The organism is Ruegeria sp. ABF4_144 (assembly GCF_056160045.1).
In genome coordinates, this window is record NZ_JBSWWK010000003.1 from 186103 (window position 1) to 213048 (window position 26946).

Consider the following 26946-nt stretch of genomic DNA (forward strand, 5'->3'; position numbering starts at 1 on the left):
GGGGCGAACCATGGCAATTCTCAGAGTCAAAGACATAAGCAAACGCTTCGGTGGCCTCAAAGCGTTGACGGATGTGAACCTCAACGTGGAGGAAAACTCAGTTCACGCAATTATTGGACCTAATGGGGCAGGCAAATCGACCTTACTGAATTGTCTGGTGGGTAAGCTCATGCCAGACACCGGGTCTGTCTTATTCGACAATGCCTCGGTTTTGGGACTTGAACCTTACCAAATCAATCAGATGGGTATTAGTCGTGTTTTCCAAACCCCAGAGATTTTCGGCGAACTGACAGTAATGGAGAATATGCTGATCCCGATTTTCGCAATGCGGGATGGGGCATTCAGAATGCACGCCTATGAGACCATCGCAAATGAACGCCAAATTGTAGAGCAGGCCGAAGCGATGTTGGAAGAAATGAACATGGCCGACAAGCGCGAGATGCACGCAGCTTCATTGTCTCGTGGGGATAAACGGCGACTGGAGATCGGTATGTGCCTAAGCCAAAATCCGCGCCTGTTGCTTTTGGATGAGCCCACGGCCGGTATGGCGCGTGCCGATACCAACAACACGATCGACCTGCTAAAACAGATTAAAGATGAGCGCGACATCACCATCGCAATCATCGAGCATGACATGCATGTAGTTTTCAGCCTTGCCGAACGCATCACTGTTTTGGCACAGGGGACACCCTTGGTTGAAGACACTCCGGAAAATATTCGCGGAAACCCCAAAGTCCGCGAAGCCTATTTGGGCGAGGCTGCGTAAGGAAAAGCTATGAACGAGAAACCTGACTTTTCGAAGAACGCCAATTTGGCCAGCACTGCGCCAGCATTTCTTTCGGTTTGGGACATGCACTCCTACTATGGCGAAAGCTATATTGTACAAGGGATCAGCTTTAATGTGCATGAAGGCGAAATTCTCGCCCTTCTCGGGCGCAACGGTGCGGGTAAAACCTCAACACTTCGTTCGATAGCGAGAGTTGGAGAGCCTGAAGTAAGACATGGCGAAATCTGGCTAGACCATAAGCCACTACACAACATGACAAGCTACGAAGCTGCGGCAGTAGGCCTGGGTCTCGTACCGGAAGATAGGCGTATTATTCCCGGCCTGACTGTTGAAGAAAACCTACAGCTTGCTCAGATTGCCCCGCCAATCGGATGGTCACTGGAACGGCTCTATGAGTTGTTCCCAAGGTTAGGGGAGCGTAGAAAACAAGAGGGAATTACACTTTCAGGAGGCGAACAGCAAATGCTGTCAATCGCCAGAGCCTTGGCGAGGGACATCAAGGTCTTACTTTTGGATGAACCATATGAGGGATTGGCTCCTGTCATTGTTGATGAAATCGAAAAGACCCTCATTCACGTTAAACAACAGGGTATGACCACGATAATTGTTGAGCAGAACGCCGTACGCGCTTTGGAGTTGGCAGATCGTGCGATCATTCTAGATACCGGGACTATTGTATTTGATGGCACTGCGAAAGAGGTGCTTGAGGACACCAACCTTCGAGAGGAATATCTGGCGATCTAGTTGGCGTATTCCGTACCAACCAAGCTAAATAAGGCAGGCTTAAATCGTGTCCAGAGCACATGTTTGCTTCAGATTTAGTCTACTGATTTGCGTGAAATGGAAAAGCTGGAACCATGGGGCGAGAAAGCAGCCTTGCAGTTGAGGCCGGACGGATATTCCAGTTTTTCAAGGTCTCTTTGTTCACTGTGTCCGCTGAGCGACGCTTAGAAGGTATTTGAACGCTGCTGTGCGGCTACCGGCGGCTTTGTCCGCACAACAGTCGTTAGTGAGAGTTACAGCGAACGACCGCTTCGAGCCCTTACCTAACACGCTAAGTTAAAGGCATGCAGCACTTGCATGCGGTAGTTCGCAGCCCGAAGCGTGCAATCTCTGAGATACTTAACAATGCTGTCGTTTGAATCTGCGCTCAACAAGGTGAAAATCTACGCTTTCGCGGCCCATTCGGACACAACTGCCCACCCCAAAGCGTAGGTCCCGCAACAGCTGACTGCCGAGACTTGTCCCGCCACAGATGGTGTGCACGACTGTGATACAGGCGAAGCGCAACATGAGCATCCGGCCAGCATGCCTTTTTTTGCGATGCCCGATACGTCAGCAAGCGCGTATAGCGGCTTCGTCGGTGGAGTTATGGTATCCCTAGGCGGCGATAATGACGCGCGGTCGAGATCGAAGTCGGCTGATACGGGAAAAACGTCACCTTCCAGCACGGTCCCCCAGACACCGATGTCTTTTATCTTGCCCGCCTCGACCTCAAACGGGTCTTCTTCAAGGATGGTGAAGTTCGCAAACTTACCAGGAGCGATAGAGCCAATCTCATCCTCCAATCGCAAGGATTGGGCCGCATCAATTGTCACGGCCCGCAAAGCGTCTTCGACCGACAAGCGGTGTTCGGGACCCGCGATGCGGCCAGAGAAGGTCGTCCGGTTTACACCAGCCCATACGAGGAATAGCGGTTCGCCAGGGGCCATCGGCACGTCAGAGTGAAAAGAGATAGGAGTACCGTTGGCCTTGATTGGGCCAAGGGGCACAATGTCATCTGCACGTTCTGGACCCAATCCAAGCTCGCTGTATCGATCTGATAATGCGGTAACGTAGTAAGGATTTCCGCTGACAATGCAGCCTAGTTCGGCAATCCGATCCGCCTGATCTTCACGAGCATACCCAAAATGGACCAGTGTGGTTCGATGGTCTGCGCGTGGCGTCTGACGCATGTTCCGTTCAACGGCGTTCAAAATCAAATCTACGGCAAGGTCGCCGGTCTGGTGAACATGTATCTGATAGCCCGCCTCCCAATATGCATCAAACACCGGGTTGAATTCGTCTGGTTGCATAATCCACTCACCATGGAAATCGCCTCCTATGTAAGGCTCCGACACCTGCATGGCCAAACTGTAAACGGCACCATCGGCGAAGAGTTTAACCTGCTTTGGCATGAAAGCAGTCTTGCCCTCTCCCCAACCGAGCAGCTTTTCGGTCTCCTCGATCAAGGAGCCACTTTGGAAGTGCGCGGCAGCAAGTGATTTACCATCAGCTATGAAATACGTTCGAAGCGGTGCGTCGGGCCCCGAAAAGACAGCGTTAGTCACCTCTTGAAGAGGCCGGGACAGCACCCCTCCCGGCTCCGCGGCAACCGTTACGCCAGAGCGATGCATATATTCGCGCGCCAGCCTGAGACCAGCCCCCAAACGCTCTGGCGTTGCAAGAACCGGTGCGACCGCCGGAAGAACGGCGAACATTCCTGCCTCAAAGAAATATCCATCTTCGAAACTCGATTGCTCAAGCGCGAGCCCCTCAAAGCTATCGACGAACTCTTGGGTGATGCCCAGAAGTTCCAACGCCGGTGTGTTAAAGATCAACTCGTGCGCCGATCGGTGCACGATGATGATTGGGCGCGTGCTGCTTATCTCGTCGAGTTGCGTTCGTCTGATCTCCCCATGAAAGAAATGGTGGTAACCCCATGTCAGCAACAGGGCGTCAGGATCATCCATAGCCGCTTCGGCTGCCTTCAAACGGGATCGATAGTCCGCCTCGCTCTTAGCAGCGTCTGAAAATCCGGTCGGAATATTCCAATCTTCTATCGATATGATCTCGGACGTTAGGGTCAATCCAGCGAGGAATGGATGTACGTGCTGGTCGATCAAACCGGCAATGATGACTTTTTCAGAGAACCGCTCGTCCAGTCGATAGGGCTGCGAACCGATCCTATCAACAATTTCTTTTTGCGGACCCGCAGCCAGAACACGGTCTCCGACGACAGCTACCGCGTTGATGGCAGGGGCATTGTCCACCATAGTGATGACCCGCCGCGCTGTGTAAACCGTGATTTCCGGCAGTGTTTGGAGCTGGCTCCCAAAGTCCTGCAAAGATGAGGCCGCATGACTGGAACTGGCCTTAGCAATCGCGATCATCGACACGCTGCCAAGGATGGTCATTGCCGTGCGGCGGGTTACAGTCAGTGTGGTCATAATTATAAATACTCAATAAGATGCAGCTGGTCTGAGCCTAGCATCAGGATGTTCGAACCAGGAATGGAAAATTCCAATCGACCTTGGAATACGCGCCAAGGTTTCCCGATCATAGTAGGGCGGGCTTTGTGGCAAGTGCCAAATACCGCTTGGGACTCAGATTTTTCATTCTCCGCAGCGAGCACTATTGCTTAGTCGTAGCTCAAACCGGGCCTTCATCGTTGGGCTTTGCAAACCCCGAAATGCGGGACAAACCAGCCTTTTGACACTTGGCGCCCAATACCCGGTTTCTGCTTTTTGCGATGCCGCCAAAAAAATACAGTATCAAATCTCTCCTTCGACGAGAGAAAACAATTCGATTGGACGAGTAAGACCACGAACTTCGTGAAACCCACAAGGGGAAAACAGATCAGGGGAGGCGTCTGCAATCGCAGATGTTGCCAGCACTCTTCGGCCAATAGATTTAGTCAAACCCTCAATCCGACTGGCAACATTCACTGCGCCCCCGAGAACCGTGAAATCAAGTCTTCCAGGACTGCCGATGTTACCATAACTGACTTGCCCAACATTGATCCCGATCCCAACATCCAATGATGGTTTTTTGGCATCAAAGCGGTGACGGTTGAGAGCCGTCAAACCCGCCAATACACTTTGTGCAGCTTGCGCAGCCATTCGGCATCGGCCGGCGTAACCAGCCTGAGTTGCGATGGTGAAAATCGAAAGAATACCGTCACCCATAAATTTGAGAACATCGCCGTCGTTATCTTCCACAGATTGAACAACCAGATCAAAGTAGACGCTAAGCGCGTCAAAAACATCTGCCTCTGGTGCGGCTTCTGAAAGTGCCGTGAATCCTCGTAAATCAGAAAACATGACGACTGCATCTAGGGTCGTTCGCTCGCCTCGCTTGATCCGCCCGTTCCATACGGCGTCGGAGGGCCCATCGCCAAGATATGTTCGTAATAGCCCCTTGGCAGACTTGCGCATCGTGACAGGTTCCAAAGCGGAAGACAGAGCAGGCAGTGCTGCCTCAATCAATTCCAGATGTTGCGGTGAAAAGCCGTCTGGTTCCTGCGTGACAAATGTGCAGCCGTGCAGAGATTCATCGCCATAGTACATCAGAGTCGCATAGTAATCTGTGCCACCTAACTCAGCGAATTCAAGATACGATGAATGCTCAGTCTTTGGATCCAGCTGTAGCAGACTTTTGTGCAGAGGTTTTCTGCGCTCCAGAATGTACTCAAATGAGCTGCCAACATAACCTTCTGTCAACATCGTTTCATGAGTTACGTCGTAACTTTCTGTCCCATCAGGTGTCCAAACGACCCCCCATGCAATCAGTAGCGGATTGGCGAACCGCTGACCGATATTCACCCGCCAGAGTGGCACACCTTCGTCAATTAAGGACGAGCAGAAATGTGAAACTACTTTCACCGGATCGCCTGAGCGGCGTCCTTCAGTTATCATCCAGTCGGTTAGTTGTCGTACGGAGGCCATGTCCTCAAACTAGTCGCTTGTACATGATGGTCAAAGAACCTTGACTCTACCCCTCTGTTGACGGGTCGCTTGGGGACAAGATCATCTGCGATAGTGAGGTAAGCTCAAATGTGCAGCGATGGAGCCTCTGAATGCCGACAGGAAAACGACCGAATGTGATATTGATCTTGGCCGATGATCTGGGTTTTGCAGATTTGGGTGCCACCGGATCGGAAATACGCACACCAAATATCGATGGCCTTGCAAGGGATGGTGTGCTGCTTACGGCAATGTATAACTGTGCCCGCTGTTGTCCTACGCGGGCGTCTCTTTTGACAGGATTGTACCCGCACAACGCCGGCGTGGGCCACATGGGGGCAGATCTGGGAACGCCCGCGTACCAGGGTTTTTTGCGTAATGACAGCGCCACCATAGCAGAGCACCTACGTGCAGGTGGCTATAGGACCTTGATGTCCGGCAAATGGCATGTCGCCGGAGATTTCATGGCGCGTGAAGTTGATAGCTGGAGAGTTGGAGATGTTGAGCATCCGACGCCGAGACAGCGCGGGTTTGATCGCTTCTACGGGATCGTCGATGGCGTCACCCACTTCTTCTCGCCGCACTACATGCTCGAAGATGACAGCCGTGTCATGACATTCCCTGATGATTTCTATTTCACCGACGCGATCACGGACAAGGCGATTGGAATGATCGAAGAAACACCCGACGACCAGCCTTTTTTTCTTTATCTCGCGCATACCGCTCCGCATTGGCCGCTACACGCCCATCCCGAGGACATCGCTCGCTATGACGGAGTGTATTCAGGCGGTTGGGACACAATCCGTACCGCACGACACGAAACCATGAACAGCATGAACCTGTTTCAGAGGAACTGGGAAATATCTCCGCGTGATGTTGCTGTTCATCCTTGGGAGACCGAACAGAATACCGATTGGGAGGCACGAAAGATGGCCACCTATGCTGCGATGGTAGACCGGATGGATCAATCTACAGGCAGGCTCATCGCCTCGTTAAAACGTTTAGGTCAGTTTGAAGACACCTTGATTTTGTTCCTGTCCGACAATGGTGGCTGCGCGGAATTCATGGCGGAAGACGGGTGGGCAAAATTCTTCCCGGACACCACAAATGACGGTCGCCCAATCGAAATGGGAAACCGCCCCGACGTGATGCCGGGTGGTGCTCAGACATATCAGAGCTATGACAAACCGTGGGCAAATGTCTCGAATGCGCCATTTCGGTTGTTCAAGCACTACGTCCATGAAGGTGGGATATCGACGCCGCTTATAGCGCATTGGCCCAAAGAGTTTGTCTCTGGGGCAAACGCGCACGCCGCCTGCCATGTCGTTGATGTTTTACCTACTATTTTGGAGGCAACCGGATGCCAGTACCAAAGTGAGGTTGGTGGTCACGAAATTCAGCCGATGCAAGGGCAGTCATTGATGGACTTGTTCCACGGCAAAGATTGGGCGCGAGAAGAGCCCATCTTTTTCGAACATGAAGGAAATTCGGCGGTGCGGCTACGTCAGTTCAAACTTGTCAGACAGCATGGAAAAGATTGGGAACTCTATGACATCGAAGCAGACCGCACGGAGTTGACTGATTTGAGAGGGAGCAACGCCGAACTGGAGGCAGACTTGATTGGCCAATACTATAATTGGGCCAAACGGACAGGTGTTATGGATTGGGACGTTGCGCTTCCGAGGCTGCTGGAGGCGTGGAAAATTGAAACAGCAGAGGGATAGTTGGTTTCACCTAGGGTTCCCACCTCCGTACTCAAAGTAAATGACCGCCCCCAGCCCAAAGCGGTCGTTTCACGCTAAAGTCAGACAGTTTGTCAAATTGAGAAGACTCTCATTTAGTTTTAGTTCCCGAAACACTGCCTTGCTACTCAGCCGTTCAAGGTCTGATCTAGGTCATCCCGCTTCAGTCAAGTGAAAGCCCACTAAAGAGTTGGTTGCCCTGTAGACCTCCAATCAAAAAGAAACTGTTCAATATCGGCGTTGGTCAGAGAATACGTGACTAGTTTGCGGATGACGGGCGGAAGTATCGTAGCAACGTCTGACCGGCCAAAGCAGCCTCAGTTATGTGATTGGGACTTCTGATGGATGCTGCAGTGATTTCAGTTTCAATGTCAAAGTTGTTGAAGATGCTCCGGATATCACTGATGAGATCGACCCCATCCAGATTGATGTCGTCCAATCTGCCAATGAAAGGCTATACATTGGTTGCGCTAGCTTTTGCGGCCAAGAGTGCCTGATTGGCTGCGAAACAGAGTGTGACGTTCGTGCTGCTCCTTTGCTTTTTGAAATGTTAACAGGCTCTGAGCCCATCCAGTGTAAGCAGCAATTTGATAGCAACGTTTTCAGCGACTGCTAGATGCACTCCCTCTGTAGTCATTCCCGAAGTGTCCAAAACTGCAACTTCCGCCTAAACCCGCGCATTCGTCAGAGTGCAAGTTTCAGCAGCGACCTCTTTGAAATCGCGGCCGGACTCGGCAACCAGGCTTGGATTGATGCTGGCGCGATCCAGTAGTCCGAAGCCTATCGGGTCGTTGATCTAGTTTACTTCTGCTGTGTCCACAAAAAAACTTCAGGACGTTTCCTCATCGCGTATGGAGTGACATTGGGTGCACCTGAATTCGCCTAGAGGTGCTGTATTAATAGCTGGCTGAAGCCAGTGCGCAGGTTCAGAACGCGTAGCTGATCCCGAATTCAGTGTAGTTCTGGTTCAGCGTAAGATCGGCTTTTCGGCTATCACAAATGACACGTTTAGCGTTGGGCAGATCGTTCATTTTTGCGCGTTGCAACGCGGTTTGCGGGTCAAAGCCATGCTCGATCCAGCGTTGTTGCAGCCGATTTTCGAGCTCTTTTAAAGTTGGGCTGACAAAAACCGTTACGGTATAGACATCCGCCAGTATTCTCCACGGCTCGCTATCCATTAGAAGGTAGTTCCCCTCAACAACTACAATCTGAGTTTCCGGGTGAACCGCAATCGCGTTGGCAATGGCTAAATCCATTTGACGGTCAAATTTGGGGTGAAAGGACGCATGTTGTGAGGATCTCAACCCTTTGACTGCATTGCAAAACCCAATTGCATCGAAGGTTTCTGGTGCGCCTTTTCTCGCCAGCAATCCTCGCGCTTCAAGTATACGATTGTCCAAATGGTAGCCATCCATAGGCACCAGCGCGGCTAACGGAACCGCCGAACTCTGTTGTGCATTCAGCGATTGCACAACGGTTTCTGCCAGGGTCGACTTTCCGGATGCAGGGGGGCCGGCGATTGCGACAATCGTCCGAACCCCAACCTGCCTCCGAGAGGAGATCAGTTCGCACACGCGCGTTGCATCCTGCTCGATCACGCGGCGTCTTCTTTTGGCGGTTCTTTGGCGCCGGTCATAAACGCTACGGCGTCGGACATCGTGTAATCCTTGGGATCAATCGTGCAGAGCCTTTTACCGAGCCGATGCACATGGATTCGGTCAGCGACTTCGAAGACATGTGGCATGTCGTGGCTGATCAGGATGATCGGAATACCGCGTGCGCGTACGTCTTGGATGAGTTCAAGCACCTTGCGGCTCTCTTTCACGCCCAAAGCTGCTGTGGGTTCGTCCATGATGATGAACTTGGTCGCAAAGGCGGCTGCGCGCGCAACGGCAACGCCTTGACGCTGGCCACCAGACAAGGTTTCAACCGCCTGATTGATCGACTGTACGGTCATTAACCCAAGCTCAGTTAGCTTTTCACGGGCGAACTTTTCCATAGCTGGCCGGTCTAGCTGACGCATGTACTTGCCCATGAAGCCCTTTTTGCGGATCTCGCGCCCCATGAACATGTTGTCTGCAATCGAAAGGGCAGGGGACATGGCCAACTGCTGATAGACGATTTCGATACCCATATTCCGTGCGTCGATTGGAGAGGTAAAGTTTACCTTCCTTCCTTCGATCAGAATCTCACCTTCATCCGGGATTGTAGCACCGCATATCGCCTTGACGATGGACGATTTGCCTGCGCCGTTGTCTCCGATTACTGCAAGGATTTCTCCTTTCCGCAGTTCAAAGTCGGAATGGTCAATGGCGGTAACGTGGCCATAGCGCTTTACAATCCCGCGGCCTTGGACGACTGGAGTTGCGTCTGACATTAGCCCGATACCTTTCTGATCCATTGGTCGACTGCGACCGCTGCGATGATGAGAAGACCGATGAGTAAGAAGGTCCACTGCGCATCCGCGCCGAGCAACCTCAGTCCAAGTGTGAATACGCCAACGATCAATGCACCGAACAGTGATCCCAGAATGGAGCCTCGCCCGCCGAATAGAGAGATGCCGCCGATCACGACAGCGGTGATACTTTCAATGTTGGCCAATTGGCCGGACGTTGGCGAGACTGATCCGATGCGCCCAATCAGAGCCCATCCCGCGAAGGCACAGATCAGGCCAGACAACATATAGACGGACATGAGTGTACGATGGACGTTTACACCTGACAGTTCGGCCGCCTCAGGATCGTCACCCACGGCATAGACATGCCTTCCCCAAGCTGTGTGTTTAAGTGCATAGGCCAACACAAAAATCAGGGCGAGCATGAAAATGACGCCAACAGTAAAGGTCGCTCCACCGACGCTGAACTTGGTTCCGAAGAACTGAAGGAAGGGCGCGTTGGCTTCTATGTCCTGACTGCGAATAGTCTCATTCGCGGAATACAGGAAGTTTGTCGCAAGAACGATCTGCCACATCCCGAGTGTGACAATAAACGGAGGAAGCTTAACACGGCTGACGAGCCAGCCGTTGAGCGCTCCGATCATGGTTCCAACTGCAAGTCCGCACATAACGGCAATAGGTACTGGAATGCCGTATCGAAAGGTGAACTGCCCCATGATCACAGAAGAAAAAACCATGATCGCACCGACACTCAGATCAATACCTGCTGTCAGAATAACAAGGCTTTGCGCCGCCGCCACGATGCCGACAATTTGAACCTGCTGAAGGATCAGAGTCATAGCAAATGGCGAGAAGAATTTTGAGCCCAAAAGCAGGCCGAAAATCAACATTGCACCTACTAAAACGATAAGTGGCACAAAGGACGGGTTGACGTGGAGAAGATGCTGTAGCTTCCCCAATATGCCACGCCGATGGTCCTCAAACTCCGCGACAGTTTCTGTCCTGTTAGCAGCGGATTCAAATTCCTGGGCTCTTTGGTTTGCTTCGGACATATCTCCCCCTATTCGCGGGCGGCGTAACGCCTACGAGATGAGTGTACAGGAAGTTTCGGTTTACAGGTGAACGGAGTGATGAGGCGCATGAGAGCGCCTCATACATTAGGTCTCCTTTAGCCCCAGCAGAGCTCCAAACCTTCGGCGACCGAAATCGATTCCACGCCTTCGACAGGCTGGTCCGTGATCAGCGCGACTCCGGTATCGTAGAAGTCTTTTCCGGGCGTATTTTCAGGCTTTACGCCCTCTTCAGCCCATTTCTTGACAGCCTCGACACCAAGCGAAGCCATCAATAGCGGATACTGCTGGCTTGTGGCTCCAATAACTCCGGCCTGCACATTTTGTACACCGGGGCAGCCGCCGTCGACCGAAACGATCAGCACATCGTTTTCACGTCCAATGGATTTCAGAGCTTCATAGGCACCTGCTGCTGCCGGTTCGTTGATCGTGTGAACAACGTTGATCGTCGCGTCCTTGGCCAGAAGGTTCTCCATGGCGCGGCGCCCACCTTCTTCGTTACCGTCGGTCACGTCACTGCCGACTAATCGTGCATCAGATTCATCGCCAATGACATTGGGGTCTGCAAGGTCTACACCGAAGCCGTCGAGGAAGCCCTGATTGCGGAGAACGTCCACGGTTGGTTGACTGACGTTAAGATCAAGCGTCGCAATCTTGGCGTCAGCCGCTGCGTCGCCCATCTTTGCCTTCGCCCATTGCCCGATTAACAGGCCAGCTTTGTAGTTGTCTGTCGCAAAGGTTGCGTCAGCGGAATCAATCGGGCTCAGCGGCGTGTCCAAAGCAATAACTAGAAGGCCAGCATCGCGCGCCTGCTGAACAGCGGGGACAATCGAGCTTGTGTCCGAGGCCGTCAGGAGAATTCCCTTTGCGCCGTCGAGAATACAAGTTTCAATGGCCTGAACTTGAGTTTCGTGGTCGCCGTCGATTTTACCGGCAAAGGCCTTCAGTGTCATGCCAAGCTCTTCGGCCTTGGCCGTCGCGCCTTCCTTCATCTTTACAAAAAATGGATTGGTATCTGTCTTCGTGATCAGACAAACGGTTTCTCCGGCCGCATGAGCAGATGCAGCAGCCATCGTAAGTGCTGTAGCAGATGCGGCAATCTTGAATAGATTTTTCATGTAGTCCTCCCAGAAAATTGTTGATGCCTCGCATGGCACGCCAACAAGACTCGCCCTCATCCTCCAATGAAGGTCTAGTTCAAGAAACTGTGATTCTGGTCTTCCTGTCAATAAATAAATAAAGTTTATTTATTAATTTGCTTGGACACCTTTTCATAAGAAAACAAGGTGTTTATGTTCGGGCTTATGGAGAGAGAGGCGCTCAACACACTGACCGGTGGGGTAAGTCAAAGCGGGGTTCGCGATCACAACGAACGTCTAATTTTAACCGTTTTACAACGGCATGGGCCCGCCGCAGGCGCCGATGTCGCGCGATTGACGGGTCTGTCTCCTCAGACTGTATCAATCATTCTGCGCAAACTTGAAAAGGACGCGATTCTCAAGCGTGGAACCCCACTGCGCGGGAAGGTTGGAAAGCCCTCAATCCCTATGGAATTAAACCCGGAAGGCATCTTGTCGGTTGGGATGAAGATAGGGCGGCGAAGCGCCGATCTGCTCTTGATTGACTTTACAGGCACGCCGCGCCGCCAACTTTCCACGACTTATGACTATCCGCTTCCAGAGGTCATTTTCGGTTTTTTGGAGTCTGGTTTGGAAACGCTTCTGTCCCAGGAGCCTCAGAGGCTTCGTGATCGTATTTGTGGGATCGGGATCGGAACCCCATTCGAACTCTGGAAATGGCACGATCTGTCTGGGCTTGCCGCTAAAAAATTCCGGTCTTGGAGAAACGTGAACTTCTTTTCCGAGGTCGCCAAGTTTAGTGATTTGCCGGTTTTTGTGGTCAACGACGCGACAGCCGCATGCCACGCAGAGCATCTCTATGGGCGTGGGGCTGAATACCGTGACTACTTCTACTTCTTTATTGGCTCAATGATCGGCGGCGGTGTTGCACTGAACGGCACCGTGTTCGAAGGCAACCAAGGCAATGCTGGTGCATTGGGTGCCATGCGCACGACGGGTCCTTTGGGTGAAAGCCAACAATTGATCGACACTGCGTCGCTGTTTCTGCTCGAGGACCGATTGATCGAAGCGGGTGTCGACCCGGGAGTTCTATGGAGCAAGCCGCAGGATTGGAGTAGCATTTCTCGCTATGTCGAGCCGTGGATTGGCACCACGGCGCAAGAATTAGCCAAGGCCGCTCTTTCAATTTGCGCTGTTATCGACTTTGAGGCCATTTTCATCGATGGCGCGTTCCCGCCTGACGTTAGGGAAGAGCTAGTGGCAAGGGTTCGCCGTTACTTAATCAACCAAGATAAACGAGGTTTGATTCCTCCGGTCGTGGAAGCCGCAGCGGTTGGGGAAAACGCCCGTGGCATTGGGGCGGCTAGCAGCCCAATATTCCGCCAATTTCTATTGAATACCAATGCTGGGCTTTCGGGGATGTAGGCAAAACACATTGCAGTCAAGTTTTCTCAGCAGGAAGAAACCGGTGGTCACGCTTTAGGTCGCGACCTTTGGACGTCGCTTTGAAATGCTGCGTCGAAAGCTTATCACCTACTGCCGAACGGCGGTTATGAGCTGTTCGTTAAACTCTGCAGAATGGGCTTTTTGCGCATCTCTGACGTCCCAAAGTTAGCATACTGCGCGGCAGCGAATTGGAGTTAGCTCCGCTTTTCAGGAATTGCAAAGTTCAGTTGGAAGTGTCTTGTTAAGGTTGCCATCAGCCAACCAGGCGTACCGCAGAGAATGACTGTTTCGTGCCCCGAATACCGGGTGCTCCATTGCGCACTAAAGCCCGGGTTATTCGAAGTCAGCAATAAACGTGACGCAATGGAGGATGGTCTTTGCGGAAGTCAATCTGCGTTACTCAGTTTGCGCCCATAGCGCGCCATAAACATAGAGACACACTCATCCAACGTGTTGTCAGCTGCCTGAGGCTCACCGAACAGCAGTACTGGCCATGAGTAGTAGTTTCGGACCAAAGCCAGCAACTGACCAGTGGCGAACTGCGCATCGCTTTTTTCCAGTGCACCAGCATCCATCGCTTCTCTGATCATTTCGACCACGGGATAGTCGTATGAACCAAGCTGCGTGAAGAACGCGCGGGACTTTTCCAGGTCACGCAAGTACTCCGAAACGATGAGACGCATAGCTCCCATGGCCTCTGGGTCAGTGACCATCTCAATGTAGACCTTTAGAGCGTCCACAAGTTGTTCTGTGAGGTCACGATCAGGATCATAGGCGACAGGTGCGGTTGTCGCTTTCCGTGAGACGATAATCTCTGTGATCGCCTCGAACAGAACGTCCTTGCTTTCAAAATGCTTGTAAAGTGTGCGAATCGCGACGTTCGCCCGTTTGGCGATCTGGTTCATTGTTGTCCCAGAATATCCCTTCTCACTGAACTCGACGATGGCTGCGTCGATAATATCTTTTCGTTTTTTTTCAGTTAGTTTCATGGCGCTCACAGGCTCTTGTTCAAGAAAGTATAATCTGCACTATACTTTTTAGTAGAATGTAAGTTATACCTTTTTGTAGAACATAGATTCTACCGTAGCAAGACGCTTCAAGGATGGTGCAGGACAGATGAAACATGGACTCTCAAAGTTCTCCGCTTTGCTGGTGGCAGCCGTGATTGCAACCGGTGCAGCACAGGCAAACGAAACCGAACAATCAGGCACGCCCATCACGGCGGAAAACCTCGTCGACGTCCTGAACATCCAACGCATCATCGATGCTCAGGTCGATGCCTATGATCGACAGGACTGGGAACTGGCGCGGTTCTATATGACCGAGGAATTCGAAACGACGGTCGGTCAGGACGGTTCAGGCATGATGCGTGCTGATGACTTTCTTGGCCGGGCAAAAGGCTACGTCGCAAACGCGGATCACTTCCTAACGCAGCACACGAACTCCGGCTACCGCATCTTCTTTCATGACAAGGACAATGCGACTGCCTATGCGCGTGGTTCCATTATTGTCATGAACTCCCCGGCCGGTGAATTCGCCGAAGACGGCGGAACCCTCCGGATCGAACGCTGGAACAACTATGAATATGGCGTTGTTCGGGCTGACGACGGCTGGCGGATCAACAAAATCCTGATCACCTACAACGCCGACAACTTTACGTCTCTGCCTCCGGCTAACTGACCCGAACCCTCATCCCAAAGAACCTACGGGATGCAGGACTGGTGCCTCCAGTCCGCCTCCACCTTTGTTCTCTCAGATTAGGAAGGACGAAACCATGACGACACTCATGACACGACGTAGCGTGCTCGCTTGCACGACCGCAGCCCTAACGCTGCCTATGATGGGTTTCCGCGCGCAGGCCTCGACACCGGTTCAAATCACAAACCACGGACAAACCAAAATGCTTGATCTCGCTTCCGGCATAAACGCCGTCACGTTCAAATCACAAGGTGTAAACCTTGTCGGCAACCTCTACTTGCCAGATAGATTCGATCCTGAAGAGAAGTACCCGACAATTGTATTCTCAGGTCCATTGGGTCAGGTGAAAGAACAGATGGCCGCCAACTACGGCGATGCCATGGTTGAGCGTGGCTATGTCTATTTGGCATTTGATCACATCGGCTTTGGCGATAGCGACGGTGATCTCCGTCAGGACGAAAACCCATACAAAAAGATGGAAGGCATCCGGGATGCCGTCAGTTATCTTGGAACGTTGCCCTTTGTGGATCGTGATCGGCTGTTCGGCATAGCTGGGTGCGCTAGCGCGAGCTATATGCCCGTCGTCGCTGTAACCGACAAACGGATCAAGGCGCTGGCAGCCGTCAGCGGGCTTCTGGATGGCCACTCTCGCTTCTTCGGTGGAGGAATGCCCAAAGAGATGTTGCTGACGCTGATTAAAGCATCCAACGCAGCGCGTCAGAGCCTCTATGAGCAGGGCGCGCTCGATCCGGTTGATCTGATCGGCTTTGAGAAGAATGATCCCGCAACCCTCGATCCGGATTCGATCAACGGCCAAGGTTACGACTACTACCAGACCGCACGGGCGGGTTCGCAAACCTTCCCCAACTATGACTACCGTGTTCAAGCGACCATGTTCGAAACACAGCCTCTCGTCAGTGCCCGGCAGTGGGCTCCGTATCTCAACACACCATTCCTTGGCATCTATGGATCAGCGGCCATGGACAACACGGCTCAGGCAACGCTGGACTTCTACAACGAGGCCACCGAGCCCAAGGAGCTATATGAGGTCAAAGGCGCGCGGCATGTCGATCTATATGATTACCCGCACTTTGTCGCTGAGGTCGCCGACAAGATCGACGATTTCTTCCAGAAGCACGGCGGGTCTGAACTCTAAGCGTACGCAAATCGACTTGAGCGGTGGTTCAGTTCGCCGCTCTTTTTCCCGACTAAACGAAAGCCAACATTGATGAAGGCGCAGCGAATATCGGGTATGTCCGCTCATCCGCCTTTCGCGATCCAGTTCTGAATGCCTGGAGTTATGCGGTTCGGGACCTACCGCACATGCGAAAGACCGAAGCTTGCCCGACGGCGGCAACGGGCTCTTACCGCCAGTACAAGCGCACCGCAGTGAATGGCAACAGCGAGCTCCGCTATTACCTTCTCGCTGGTCAAATTCCTGCGGGTACGCCTCCTGTCACAGGCAAATTAATACCAGTGACATAGTTTGCCTGCGGTCCTGCAAGATAGGCCACAGCGTTCGCCACATCGGTTGGCAAACCCGCATTTCGTAGCGCAACATTGGCGTAGCGTTTTGCCTTTATTTCGTCGAGGGAAATGCCGCTTTCTGCGGCGAGCCGAACGTTAGCAGCCATATGCATATCTGTCGCGATATAGCCCGGGCAAACCGTATTGCAGAGAATACCATCAATACCAAATTCGGCAGCCAACGTCTTGGAGAAGCCGGCAAGCCCATGCTTCATCGCCGTGTAGGCACCGAACCCCGGTTCCGCACCAAGACTTCCTGTAGAACCGATGTTAATGATCCGTCCACCACCAATCTTTCTCATTTCGGGGATCACCGCCTGAGCCATCATCATTGGGCCCAACATGTTGACACGAAAGCTGGTTTCCCACTGGTCGGGTGTTGTCGAAAGGAAATTGTCTGATCCGGCCAGCGAACCTGCATTATTGACTAAAATGTCTATTCGGTTGAACGCTGATTTGGTCTGAGCGATGCACGCCTCGACATCCGATGGACACGTCACATCCAGCCTCACGGCAATCGCCCGACTCGGGCCTAGGTTGATCTCCGCAACAAGGTCGTCAAGCAGGATCGCTCTGGAGCGAGTCTTGCCTTGCACTTCCAGTTCACCATCAACGTCCGTGACGACGATATTAGCTCCGTCCATCGCCAACCTTAACGCGATTGCTCGACCGATCCCCTGAGGAGCCGACGCACCTGTGATAATAGCTGTCTTTCCTAAAAGTGCTGCCATTTTTTGACCCCAATAAGTGGCGGATTGTAACGCAACAGCGCTACATGAATGTTTAGGTATATCAAGTAGATTGCGAGCGGCAGAAAAGTCGGTAGTGCTGTTGGATCGCATCACGGGACCGGACACTATGTCCCAAACCCGGCAATTCGTTCAGGATGCAGATAATGTCCGCAATGAGCCCTAATCAGACATTCGACATCGCCCAAGTGTTCGGTAGTGCAGGAATGCCGCTAAAAAATGCTGATCATCGACACGCGGTCTGCTGTGGCATTTCAGAAGATAAGGCTCAAAACGCGACATCCGCGCATACGTTAGCTAAAAAACTTCAGGCATATCACCGCTCGTTTTCGAACCGTGAATCACGCCACCCTGCGGAAATCAAAGGGTCCTGACCCTAACCAGCTGGCTTGAAGTAATTCTCAATAGCCAGAAACGGACAGGTGCGTGAGCTTTGCCTATGGTGCTTGGACGCATCTTCCAAACTAAAGTCAGTCAGACTCCTTCTATTTCTCAGTTTCATCTAATTACTGCTATATGTGAATTCTTTAATCGACGAGGATACGATGAACTCACTGACCAGAATAACAAGAGGGATAAGCGTCGCCTTCAAGGACGGTAGAGTGAAAGGCATTCTTGCTTTCACAATTGGAATGATTTTATGGGCCTCGATCTTTTACCGCTTTGTCGAAGGTTGGAGTTGGCTCGACTCAATCTACTTTTCTGTGGTGACAATTTCGACCGTGGGGTTTGGTGACTTCTCACCTGAGACTGCGGCAGGAAAGATTTTCACAATGGTATATATCATCGTGGGTCTCGGTGTCTTCGTAACGGCAGCGACCACAGTGGCAGATACAATCCTGTCCCAAGACGACAAAAAAGCGGACTAACATATCGCACTCAATTGAGCCAAGCCGAGTTCGTGTTCGGGCATTTGTCTGCCTGTGCACCTCAAGCCGTGATCCAGATTTATTTGCGTCTTCAAGCTGATAGATGGCCATCAAAACTCGAAAAAATATACATATTATGTTTTTTGAGTATAATATTCAAAAAAATACACGGAGGGATGGAATGGAAAAGACACAGGACGCAAAGATTGTCGATCTAGCGATACGATTGCTCTTTCTCGGACTATTCCTTTACAGCGCCCTGGTCATGGTGGCCCCGCTTGCGAGCGTGGTTATCTGGGCAACGATCCTCTGTGTGGCGCTTTACCCGGCATTTGATTGGCTTCAGTCCAAGCTGGGAGGGCGGAAAAAACTTGCCACGACGATCTTGGTTTTGTTGGGCCTCGTTCTGACCCTCGGACCAGTCGCTACCGCAGTATCTGGAGCCGCAGAACTTGGGTCTGAATTCGCGGAACAAGCAGACAAGGGTGAGTTGAAAGTCCCACCTGCGCCCGAGGGCCTCAAGGAATTGCCCTTGGTGGGAGACAAAATTGCCGATGTCTGGGGAATGTTCGAACGCAATCTTGACGGCGCGCTTGCAAAATATGGAACGCAAATCCTAGAGATCACCAAATCGCTCTTCGGAAAGGTGCTGGGCATCGGTATAGGGCTGCTTGGCTTAGCTCTGTCAGTATTGATAATGGGGGCTTTGTTCAGCCCCGGGCCAAGTTTGGTCCAGGGTCTTCAGCGCTTCGCCAACCGCGTCTTCGCACCACGCGGCGGTGAGTTCGTAACACTGGCAGGCGCAACGATCCGGAACGTGACAAAAGGCGTGATCGGCGTAGCAGCCATTCAGGCGGTCTTCGTTTGGATACTGTTGGCTTTGTTCGGGATTTCTTCGGCCGCCACTTTGGCATTTATCTGCCTGATACTCTCGATTATCCAAATCGGGCCCGGATTGGTTCTTATACCGGTAATTATCTACGCATGGAGTTCCATGTCCGGCGGAACTGCTTTGATTTTCACCATATTGGCCGTTCCCGTCATGATAATGGACAGCTTCCTAAGACCCGTGTTCATTTCAAAAGGCCTTGAGACCCCTATGTTGGTCATCCTCATCGGTGTTCTCGGAGGTATGATGGCGTATGGTTTGATCGGCGTCTTTATGGGACCGGTTCTCTTTGCTGTTTTCTATGAACTATTCAAAGTTTGGATTGATACTTCGCCCGAAGCCGAGGGCGCTGCTGAAGGTGCGGCGAAATGAGGAAGACGATATGGACAACCTTGGCTGTCATTCTAATTTTCCTTGTCTGGTACCTGGTCGCTGATCGGAAAACGCCATTTACCGGGAATGCCAGAGTAAAAGCCGTGGCGACTCAGATCGTGCCGCAGGTGACTGGCACTGTGACTGAAGTTTTGGTCGAAAATGGTGAGATTGTTTCGGCAGGAGATGTCCTTGTCCGGATCGATGCGCGACCCTATGAGATTCAGCGCGACAAGGCGGAAGCTGATCTCGAAGCCGCCACTCAAGAAGTGGGTGCATCTTCGGCAGAAGTAAGAGCGGCGCAGGCCAAACTAGCAAGGGCGCAAAGCGATCTGGATACGATGCGCATTCAGACGGAACGCGTATTTGCGCTCGAAAAGAAAGGACTGATTGCTGTCTCAAAGGCTGACGACGCACGAGGGCAATTGGCAGAGTCCGAGGCAAACTATGAGAACGCAAAAGCGGATTTGGAAAAAGCAAAGCAGAGGCTTGGTGAAGATGGGATTGAAAACCCAAAAATCCAGCGCGCCTTGGCGGCCTTGGCGGATGCGGAACTGAACCTTGAATGGACCGAATTGCGTGCTCCGGCGACAGGTGTGATCTCTAATCTGTTGATAGCGCCTGGAACGTATGCGCGATCCGGTCAGGATCTGTTGACATTTCTGGACGCAACTGACGTCTGGATCGAGGCGTATTTTACCGAGAATAACCTAGGAAGAGCTTCGGTAGGTTCTCCAGTTGATGTGGTGCTGGATATGCATCCCGGTCAGATTGTTCCTGGCGTCATTGAGAGCTTTAGCGCGGCCGTTTCCCTAAGTGGCGGTGATGAGCCGGGGCAACTGGCGAGTCCGCCCAGTACCAAAGGTTTCTTGCGGGAGCCGGAAAGGTTCCCAGTCAGGATCGTATTGCCAGGCTATGAAGCTGGAAGTGCCGAAGATGATCTTCGCTTTCAGCTGAACGGGCAGGCCGATGTGATCATGTATCTAAGTGACAACTCGTTGCTGAACCTGGTAGGCCGCACCTACATCCGCGTGGTTTCAATACTGTCCTATGCGTACTGAGGACCAACGCTCTGTCGCCCGGCTTGCGGTGGGTGTTACCGGCGTCTTTTCCTTGGGCTTGTTTCTTGGCTGGCCACTCGCCGTCGTTGGGGCGGTGTTCACCGCACTTTTTTTGCAGGCGCCCGCCGCATTGCCTCTGGCAGCATTTGCTAAGCTGTTTGTTTTTTCGATTGGATTGATGTTTGTTTCTTTTCTGGTGTCGTCAATCCTCTCACCATATCCTCTTGTTTTTCTCATTCTGGTGGCCATTGGAATAATCCTGTCTTTCATGTGGTCGGTTTCCGGAGCCGGAGTTTTACCGGGTGTCATTGCCCTGATGGGAGCATTGATGATCCCGAACTTGGTTCTGCAATCACAGGATCTGGCCTTGGTGCTCGTGTATTGGATACCGTTGAACCTGCTGTTTGCAGGCTTCGTGTCGACGCTAATGTTCGTGTTGATACCCGCTGAACCTCAAACGCCCGCTCAAAAGAAGGCCGCATCACCGCCGAACTTCGATCCATATCGCCGAATAGTCAGGATGTCGCTTGTAACAGTGCCGTTTGCCTTGGCTTTTTTTGTTTCTGGCGCATCTGCACTACTAGTTCTGTTTTTTGTCGCCCTGCTGAGCCAGCAACTTGCGGCAATCCCCGCTGCAGGCAAAACAGTTGCAAAAGCTATGCTCACAGCAAACCTTCTTGGGGCAGGGGTATCCATCATTTGCTATGAAATAAACGTAATAGCTCCGGTTATTGTCACCCCCATTCTGCTGTGTTTTTTCTTTTGCCTAACACTCGGAGCACTCGGGAAATCTCAAGCCCCGCTCGCCGCCGCCGCCGGCTCAGCTATTACGACAGCGTTGATCGTATATGGCGGGTCGGTTGCACCGTTTTCAGACGAGGCTGACGTCAAGAGCATCACTCGAGTTTTGCAGGTTGCCAGCGCCGCCTTTTTTGTGATCATCGCGTATGTCGTGGTGGATGAATTCTGGCCGGAAAAAGAGCGCCAGACATCTCAATGAAGTTAGTTACGATGTGCGTGGGTCTGAAAGAAGTATAATTTCCAGTGTTACGTAAGCCGTGCGCCTCGACACGGTGCTGAGTTCGCTTGAAGTTGATCATTGAATCTTCGAAGTCGCGGCGCATGAAAACCATCGTGTTCCGTGTCGGCGTGAACTCCGGAAGTGGAAAGACAATTTTAGACTTCCAGTTTGTTGCCGACAAAACCAGGTTTTGCTAACAGTCTGTTTTGACAACTAAACAATCAAACGTGAGCGAGGGGACAACCTGCCTGAAAATCTTGTCCTATCGAGTGAACTGATTACATCCACTCCCGTTACTTTCCGACACAAATTGTTGGAGCATGTGGTACGTGCGTTTGCACGCGTGCCAATGCCGATACTAAAGATAATTGCGGGGAAGCCGGTAGAAATAGAAGGCAAACGCCTTGACCCGATAATGCAGATTGTTTGCCAGAAATTTGCGCCAGATCCACAAAATCCTCCACCTCTGAAAGCCAAACGACAGGATCTGGATATCCGCGGAGCATGGCTGGCTCATCGAATAGATCCGGATGTACCAATCAAAACCCTGACCATTCCTGGGCCGGGTGGCGACATCAAGTGTGAGCTACATTGTCCTACAGGGCTGCCTTTTCCGGCGTGTAGCATAATTCACTTTCACGGAGGGGGGCATGTTATGGGATCACCTCAAAGCCATCGCAGAACCAGCAATCGAATGGCCAAGGATACGCAAAGTGTGGTGGTTGTGCCTGACTATCGTCTAGCTCCGGAAAACCCCTTTCCCGCAGCGATCGAGGACTGTCTCGCGGTATTTGATTTTGTGGCCGAAAACCATAAGGAGTTAGGCGTCGATCCAAACAAGATCGCTTTAGCAGGCGGCAGCGCTGGTGGTAATTTGGCGGCCGTGGTTGCCAATCATCGCCGATCAGCCCACGTCTCACCATGCCTGCAAATTCTTTGGTATCCAAATACCGAGCGATCAACGGCACGGCGGTCTTTTGAAACTCTCGGTTCCGGGTTCCTTTTAGACTTGAACGAGATTCAGGAATTCAACGATGCCTACTCGTCAGATCCGAAGAACTTAGTAAATCCGCTTGCAACACCCGCATCCGACGATTTGACTGGCGTGTGCCCAGTCATCCTTTTGGCAGCGGGATTCGACCCGTATCTAGACGACAATCTGGCCTATGCTGAGCGTCTGCGACAGGCCGGCGCCAAAGTAGAAATGCGGGTCTACGAGAGTCTCATCCACGGGTTCACCGGCATGTCCGAGTTATCACGGGGCGCCCGCGAAGCCTGGGTTGATACGATGGCGCTGATAAACAAAGCACTCAACTGAGCATGTGGCATATTGTTCAGTTGGTCGTTTGACAGGGTTGTCTAGCACACCGCCATTTATGACAAAGACTACTTTCTTGGCGTCACATACAGCTTTACCCCTCCTGCCGGGCGAAGCACGATACGAGATGTCGGATAAGGTGTCTGATCTTCGACAGGTTTAATCTCATTAGACCTGACTATCGAGGCCAGGATAGAGACAGCCTCCAGCATCGAAAGCCCCATTCCAATACAAATCCTCGGTCCGCCCGAGAACGGAATAAACTGAAAGCGATGATGACCTTTGGCTCGGTCCGGTGCAAACCGCTCAGGGTCGAACCTGTTGGGATTGTCCCAGAGCTTTTCGTGCCGGTGCATCGGATATGTAGCCAGAACCACGGTGTCGCCGCGGCGAACAGTGGTGCCATCCGGGAACGTCACGTCCTCCAACGCGAACCTTTCCTGCGCATAGACCGGCGGGAATAGTCGCATCGCCTCTTTCACGACCATTTCGTGTTTTTTCAGTCTGCCGATATGACCCGGTTGCAGTGGGGCATCGCCGCAGATTTCGTTCACTTCCTCAAGCAGCTTCTCCTGCCACTCCGGAGTGTTGGCTAACAGATACATTGCCCAAGAAAGGGTCAACGCTACCGTTTCATGGCCAGCACTAATGAAAGTAATAAGGTTGTCTCTGACTTCGATGTCGGACAAACCAGTCCCTGTGTCTTGGTCGCTTGCTGAAATCAGCATGCTCAGCAAGTCATCACTTTCCACGCCGGAACGGCGGCGGCGCCCGATGATCCTTGAGCACTCCTCCCGAAGTCGCTCAACCGCGTGCCGACCTTTTCGGGCCCAGGGTTTAGGCAAGTCGCGCGTAGCCTTGAAGAGATCAAAGAAATCAATTCGGCCGTTATACTCAAGATACAGGTCGATATCTTTGGATATCGCTTCGGTGTTCAAATCAGACCCTTCACCCGACAGCAGCGTTTGCACGATAACCTTGAGCGATGCCCTGTCCATCTTTTCGAATACATCGACTGGACCTTGTTCCAATGAAAGCAATTCGGCTGTCTCGTCCGCGATGCGGATAATGCCGGGCAAGAGCTTGTTCAGATGAATCGAGCGGAAAATCGGAGACGTGGCCTTGCGCTGAAACTTCCATCGTTCCCCTTCGATTGTAAGCAACCCCTCGCCACCCGCACGTTTGAGAATTGACTGCCAGATTTCCGAACGTGGGAATAGGGTGTAGTTCTTTAATAGCACATCCTGAACAATGTCTGGATCGGTTACGTGCACATAGCGCTTGCCGAAGAAGTTAACTTCATGCGTGAAGTCTTCGTAGAGCTTGCGAGGCCATATCTCGACAGGATTTCTGAACATTCTCCTGAGAAGGGCAAAGTTCGACGCGCCTTCAGGCAGGGTGTCTACTGTGACTGGTTCAAAAGGCTTGTGATCGTTTTTCATAACGTGTCCTGATCTGATCGCTTTCGAGCCCAAAGCGTCAATAGCGTGGCGAAACGCGCAGTTTCATACCACCTTCTGCGTGAAGGGTTATGCGTGAATTGGGATATGGGACAAAGCCTTCGACCGGAGCCAGCCTTACCGCGCGGATGACGCTGGCGAGGATGGCTGTGGCTTCGAACATCGCATATTTTAAGCCACTGCAAATACGCGGCCCAGCCGAAAACGGGATATACTGAAATCGATGGTATGACGACATTCTTTTCACATCAAACCGGCACGGTTCAAAGTGGTTGGGTCGTTCCCAGAGCTTTTTGTGTCTGTGCATCGGATATGTGGCCAGAAAGACCATATCACCTTTTCTGAGTTTCAACCCATTGATCTCGACATCTGCTGCGGCAACGCGGTGCATGCCCTGGCACGGAGGATACAATCGCATCGCCTCTTTCAGAACCATCTCATGTTTTTTTAGTCGCCCTAAGTTATCTGCAGTCAATGGGGCTTCACCCAAGACCTCTGAAAGTTCATCCACCAATTGCTCTTGCCAATAGGGGCTGTTCGCCAACAGATAGAATGTCCATGCGATTGCGTGTGAGGTCGTCTCCCGGCCTGCGCCGATAAACGTCACGATATTATCCCTCAACTCAGCTTCAGACAGTTTCTTTCCGGTTTCCGGATCTTGCGCAGCCAACAAAAGAGTCAGAAGATCATCGGCTGCGTTGTTGGACTTTCTACGGTTGGACAGTGCCTTCATGGCATCGCCTCTAAGCCGTTCTGCCGCTTTCATCCCCGCGCGCGCCCACGGTTTGGGAAGATTTCTTGTCGCTTCGAACAAATCCAATGGGTCGACTTTTGCAACAAAAGCCAGAAGCTTATGCACATCGTCAGAGATGCGTGCATAGTCCAGATTACCTTCTTCTCCTGAGAGTAACGTGTTTGCAATCGTTTCAAAAGTCGCCTTTGAAATAGAAGGCAATACATCAGTTTCGCCGGGTTTGGATCTAAACTGCTGTGCAACCTCTTCGCCCACCGCAATCATATGCGGAAGCAGGTTTGATAGGCTCTTGTGTTGAAAGACCGGGGCCGTCGCCTTGCGTAGAAACTTCCACTCTGCGCCCTCTGCCGTCAGCAAGCCCCGTCCTATGGATCGCGACATTATCGATTGTGCGATTTCCGGTTTTGGAAAAATCGGCTGCTGACTAAGCAATACACCCTTTACGATTTCTGGATCGCTAGTCAGGACAACACGGTTACCCAGGATCTGTTTTTCGAAGATGAAATCTTCGTACAAGGATTCCGGCCAGCCCTCGACGGGGTTTTGCATTACCTTCCTGAGTACTGAAAAGGCTGATGCATTTCTTTGTATCGGTTTTACGGTGACCGGTTCAAAACTCTCAGTTTCCGCCAACATTCTTTCAATTCTTGTCAGACGTCCTTTGAACCCAACTGTGTGAATATGCCCAGGTTGCAAGAACTTACATTGTACCACCCTGGGTCGTGCTAGCTTACTTCGTCTGAGTTGACAAGATTTTACGTTTACACCTTAAGCGCGATTTCCAATTCACCCACTTTCCGGGACCTGCCCCTGCAGCCTAGTAGTGGGGCAAATTGACAGTGGGCTGCATCCGCGGGGCCAACCCTTTCGAACTGGAAACGAGCAGCCTTTCACGCTCGAGAGGAAAAAGCTGCCAAATCCGCAAGATGCACCAGCATCAACAGCAACCAAGTTCCTTATGATTGGTGAGGCGGCTTTGCCAAAGAGTTACGGTTAACAACTCTGATATTAATACAGATCGACCGGCCTTCCGATTTGCCTTCCACCATTGCTGTCAGTTCACAGGCTGCCTTGCGTCCCATTTCACGGTGCGGAACATGAACGGTAGTCAGGGTGGGGCTGACGATTTCTGCCAGTTCGATGTCATCGAACCCTGTTATTGAAACCTGCTCAGGCACCTGGATTTCCAGTCTGCGCGCCTCGCGCAGAGCACCGGCGGCCAGAACATCGTTGCCGCACATGACCACCGTCGGGCGTGGTGCCAGAGCCATCAACCGCTGGAAGGCTTCAGCGCCCTTGTCAATCTCGTAAGCGGTCTCGATCAGTGTCAAGGTGCTGGTATCAAGCCCGAATTCGGCCATCGCCTGCTGTACGCCCTCCACCCGGCCTTGCGCCCGGTCGTTGCCCTGAGTGATACCCGAGATCATGGCAATCCGTCGGTGGCCGGCGGAAATCACACTGCGCGCCAGTTCGCGCATGGCATCCGCGTTGCTGAAACCGACAGACGGTCGCTGCGCATCCGGGTCATAAGACCAAGCAACCACTGACGGAACCTGATGTCGCTCCAGATAGGTGTAGATTTCCGCGTCGCGTGCGTACCCGATCAGCAGCAGACCGTCTGCGCCACGCGCAACCAGCGCGCGGATCTGCTCCCATTCCACTTCGGGGTCGTAGGCCGAACTGGACACCAGGAGTGTGTAGCCGCTCTCGCGAAGTTGGTCCTGAAACTCCTGCAACCCGCGGGCAAAGATAGCGTTGTCCATAGTGGGAATAATGGCGCCAATAGTGTAGCTGCGCTTCGCCGCCATAACCCGGGCCGCGAAGTTTGGCGTGTAGCCCAGCGATTCGACTGCCTGCATGACACGCTGTCGGGTGGCTTCAATGACCTGATCCGGTGAATTCAGGCATCGAGAAACCGTGGCGGTTGATACGCCCGCCGCCTTGGCGACATCGTTAAGTGTCGGAACTGAACGGTTTTTTCCCAT

The 26946-nt window shown here is 52.2% G+C and carries 23 protein-coding genes and 1 pseudogene; 12 read left to right on the forward strand and 12 right to left on the reverse strand.

Annotated features, from left to right (window positions below; all coding sequences use genetic code 11):
- Positions 1–10 precede the first annotated feature (10 nt).
- A complete protein-coding gene (locus ACXAGD_RS21300; RefSeq protein WP_170429389.1) occupies positions 11–766 on the forward strand; it encodes an ABC transporter ATP-binding protein in 756 nt (251 codons plus the stop codon).
- 9 nt (positions 767–775) lie between these two features.
- Positions 776–1531 (forward strand): ABC transporter ATP-binding protein, encoded by a 756-nt coding sequence (locus ACXAGD_RS21305; protein ID WP_475213821.1) that lies wholly within the window; start codon positions 776–778, stop codon positions 1529–1531.
- A gap of 422 nt (positions 1532–1953) precedes the next feature.
- On the opposite strand, the gene ACXAGD_RS21310 is transcribed toward ACXAGD_RS21305, so the two are convergent.
- Positions 1954–3996, reverse strand: a complete 2043-nt coding sequence (locus ACXAGD_RS21310) for an amidohydrolase (protein ID WP_475213823.1) — start codon at positions 3994–3996, stop codon at positions 1954–1956.
- A 324-nt stretch (positions 3997–4320) separates the two neighbouring features.
- Entirely contained in the window at positions 4321–5463 is a 1143-nt protein-coding gene (locus tag ACXAGD_RS21315) for an adenylate/guanylate cyclase domain-containing protein (protein WP_475213825.1), read from the reverse strand.
- A gap of 161 nt (positions 5464–5624) precedes the next feature.
- Between ACXAGD_RS21315 and ACXAGD_RS21320 the strand changes: the two genes are divergently transcribed.
- On the forward strand, positions 5625–7235 hold the full coding sequence (locus tag ACXAGD_RS21320; RefSeq protein WP_475213827.1) for an arylsulfatase: 1611 nt from the start codon (positions 5625–5627) through the stop codon (positions 7233–7235).
- A gap of 200 nt (positions 7236–7435) precedes the next feature.
- Here the strand turns inward: ACXAGD_RS21320 and ACXAGD_RS21325 are convergent.
- The 5 genes and pseudogenes from ACXAGD_RS21325 to ACXAGD_RS21345 form a co-directional block, all read right to left on the reverse strand.
- Positions 7436–8049: pseudogene (locus tag ACXAGD_RS21325) on the reverse strand (transaldolase family protein).
- A gap of 130 nt (positions 8050–8179) precedes the next feature.
- Entirely contained in the window at positions 8180–8851 is a 672-nt protein-coding gene (locus tag ACXAGD_RS21330; RefSeq protein WP_475213829.1) for a nucleoside/nucleotide kinase family protein, read from the reverse strand.
- Complete coding sequence (locus ACXAGD_RS21335) at positions 8848–9654, reverse strand: ATP-binding cassette domain-containing protein (protein WP_475213831.1); 807 nt, start codon at positions 9652–9654, stop codon at positions 8848–8850. The genes ACXAGD_RS21330 and ACXAGD_RS21335 overlap by 4 nt, the downstream gene beginning before the upstream one ends.
- Positions 9630–10700 (reverse strand): ABC transporter permease, encoded by a 1071-nt coding sequence (locus ACXAGD_RS21340; RefSeq protein WP_475213833.1) that lies wholly within the window; start codon positions 10698–10700, stop codon positions 9630–9632. Before ACXAGD_RS21340 ends, ACXAGD_RS21335 begins: the two co-directional genes overlap by 25 nt.
- Positions 10701–10816: 116 nt before the next feature.
- Positions 10817–11836 (reverse strand): substrate-binding domain-containing protein, encoded by a 1020-nt coding sequence (locus ACXAGD_RS21345; protein WP_475214172.1) that lies wholly within the window; start codon positions 11834–11836, stop codon positions 10817–10819.
- A 186-nt stretch (positions 11837–12022) separates the two neighbouring features.
- Here ACXAGD_RS21345 and ACXAGD_RS21350 point away from each other — a divergent pair, with 186 nt between their 5' ends.
- Positions 12023–13222, forward strand: coding sequence for an ROK family transcriptional regulator (locus ACXAGD_RS21350; RefSeq protein WP_475214173.1), 1200 nt, complete (start codon positions 12023–12025; stop codon positions 13220–13222).
- A gap of 407 nt (positions 13223–13629) precedes the next feature.
- Here the strand turns inward: ACXAGD_RS21350 and ACXAGD_RS21355 are convergent, their stop codons facing one another.
- Positions 13630–14232, reverse strand: coding sequence for a TetR/AcrR family transcriptional regulator (locus ACXAGD_RS21355; RefSeq protein WP_475213835.1), 603 nt, complete (start codon positions 14230–14232; stop codon positions 13630–13632).
- Between the two features lie 127 nt (positions 14233–14359).
- Here ACXAGD_RS21355 and ACXAGD_RS21360 point away from each other — a divergent pair, with 127 nt between their 5' ends.
- Complete coding sequence (locus tag ACXAGD_RS21360) at positions 14360–14923, forward strand: nuclear transport factor 2 family protein (RefSeq protein ID WP_475213837.1); 564 nt, start codon at positions 14360–14362, stop codon at positions 14921–14923.
- A gap of 220 nt (positions 14924–15143) precedes the next feature.
- Complete coding sequence (locus ACXAGD_RS21365; protein ID WP_475213840.1) at positions 15144–16097, forward strand: alpha/beta hydrolase; 954 nt, start codon at positions 15144–15146, stop codon at positions 16095–16097.
- A 274-nt stretch (positions 16098–16371) separates the two neighbouring features.
- Here ACXAGD_RS21365 and ACXAGD_RS21370 read toward each other — a convergent pair whose 3' ends face one another.
- On the reverse strand, positions 16372–17199 hold the full coding sequence (locus ACXAGD_RS21370; protein ID WP_475213842.1) for an SDR family NAD(P)-dependent oxidoreductase: 828 nt from the start codon (positions 17197–17199) through the stop codon (positions 16372–16374).
- A gap of 164 nt (positions 17200–17363) precedes the next feature.
- Between ACXAGD_RS21370 and ACXAGD_RS21375 the strand changes: the two genes are divergently transcribed.
- From ACXAGD_RS21375 to ACXAGD_RS21400, 6 genes are all read left to right on the forward strand, one after another.
- Positions 17364–17591, forward strand: coding sequence for a hypothetical protein (locus ACXAGD_RS21375; protein ID WP_475213844.1), 228 nt, complete (start codon positions 17364–17366; stop codon positions 17589–17591).
- Positions 17592–17762: 171 nt separating this feature from the next.
- Positions 17763–18086, forward strand: a complete 324-nt coding sequence (locus ACXAGD_RS21380; protein ID WP_475213846.1) for a potassium channel family protein — start codon at positions 17763–17765, stop codon at positions 18084–18086.
- A gap of 181 nt (positions 18087–18267) precedes the next feature.
- Positions 18268–19347 carry an AI-2E family transporter gene (locus ACXAGD_RS21385; protein ID WP_472724435.1) on the forward strand — a complete coding sequence of 360 codons (1080 nt, stop codon included), beginning with the start codon at positions 18268–18270 and terminating at the stop codon, positions 19345–19347.
- The gene (locus ACXAGD_RS21390) at positions 19344–20408 is read left to right on the forward strand and encodes an HlyD family secretion protein (protein WP_475213849.1); all 1065 of its coding nucleotides are present in this window, start codon (positions 19344–19346) and stop codon (positions 20406–20408) included. Before ACXAGD_RS21385 ends, ACXAGD_RS21390 begins: the two co-directional genes overlap by 4 nt.
- Entirely contained in the window at positions 20398–21408 is a 1011-nt protein-coding gene (locus ACXAGD_RS21395) for a DUF2955 domain-containing protein (protein ID WP_475213851.1), read from the forward strand. The genes ACXAGD_RS21390 and ACXAGD_RS21395 overlap by 11 nt, the downstream gene beginning before the upstream one ends.
- A gap of 436 nt (positions 21409–21844) precedes the next feature.
- Positions 21845–22747 carry an alpha/beta hydrolase gene (locus ACXAGD_RS21400; RefSeq protein WP_475214175.1) on the forward strand — a complete coding sequence of 301 codons (903 nt, stop codon included), beginning with the start codon at positions 21845–21847 and terminating at the stop codon, positions 22745–22747.
- 68 nt (positions 22748–22815) lie between these two features.
- Here ACXAGD_RS21400 and ACXAGD_RS21405 read toward each other — a convergent pair whose 3' ends face one another.
- From ACXAGD_RS21405 to ACXAGD_RS21415, 3 genes are all read right to left on the reverse strand, one after another.
- Positions 22816–24189 carry a cytochrome P450 gene (locus ACXAGD_RS21405; RefSeq protein ID WP_475213853.1) on the reverse strand — a complete coding sequence of 458 codons (1374 nt, stop codon included), beginning with the start codon at positions 24187–24189 and terminating at the stop codon, positions 22816–22818.
- A gap of 37 nt (positions 24190–24226) precedes the next feature.
- Positions 24227–25597 (reverse strand): cytochrome P450, encoded by a 1371-nt coding sequence (locus ACXAGD_RS21410; protein ID WP_475213855.1) that lies wholly within the window; start codon positions 25595–25597, stop codon positions 24227–24229.
- Positions 25598–25917: 320 nt separating this feature from the next.
- Positions 25918–26946, reverse strand: a complete 1029-nt coding sequence (locus ACXAGD_RS21415) for a LacI family DNA-binding transcriptional regulator (RefSeq protein WP_475213857.1) — start codon at positions 26944–26946, stop codon at positions 25918–25920.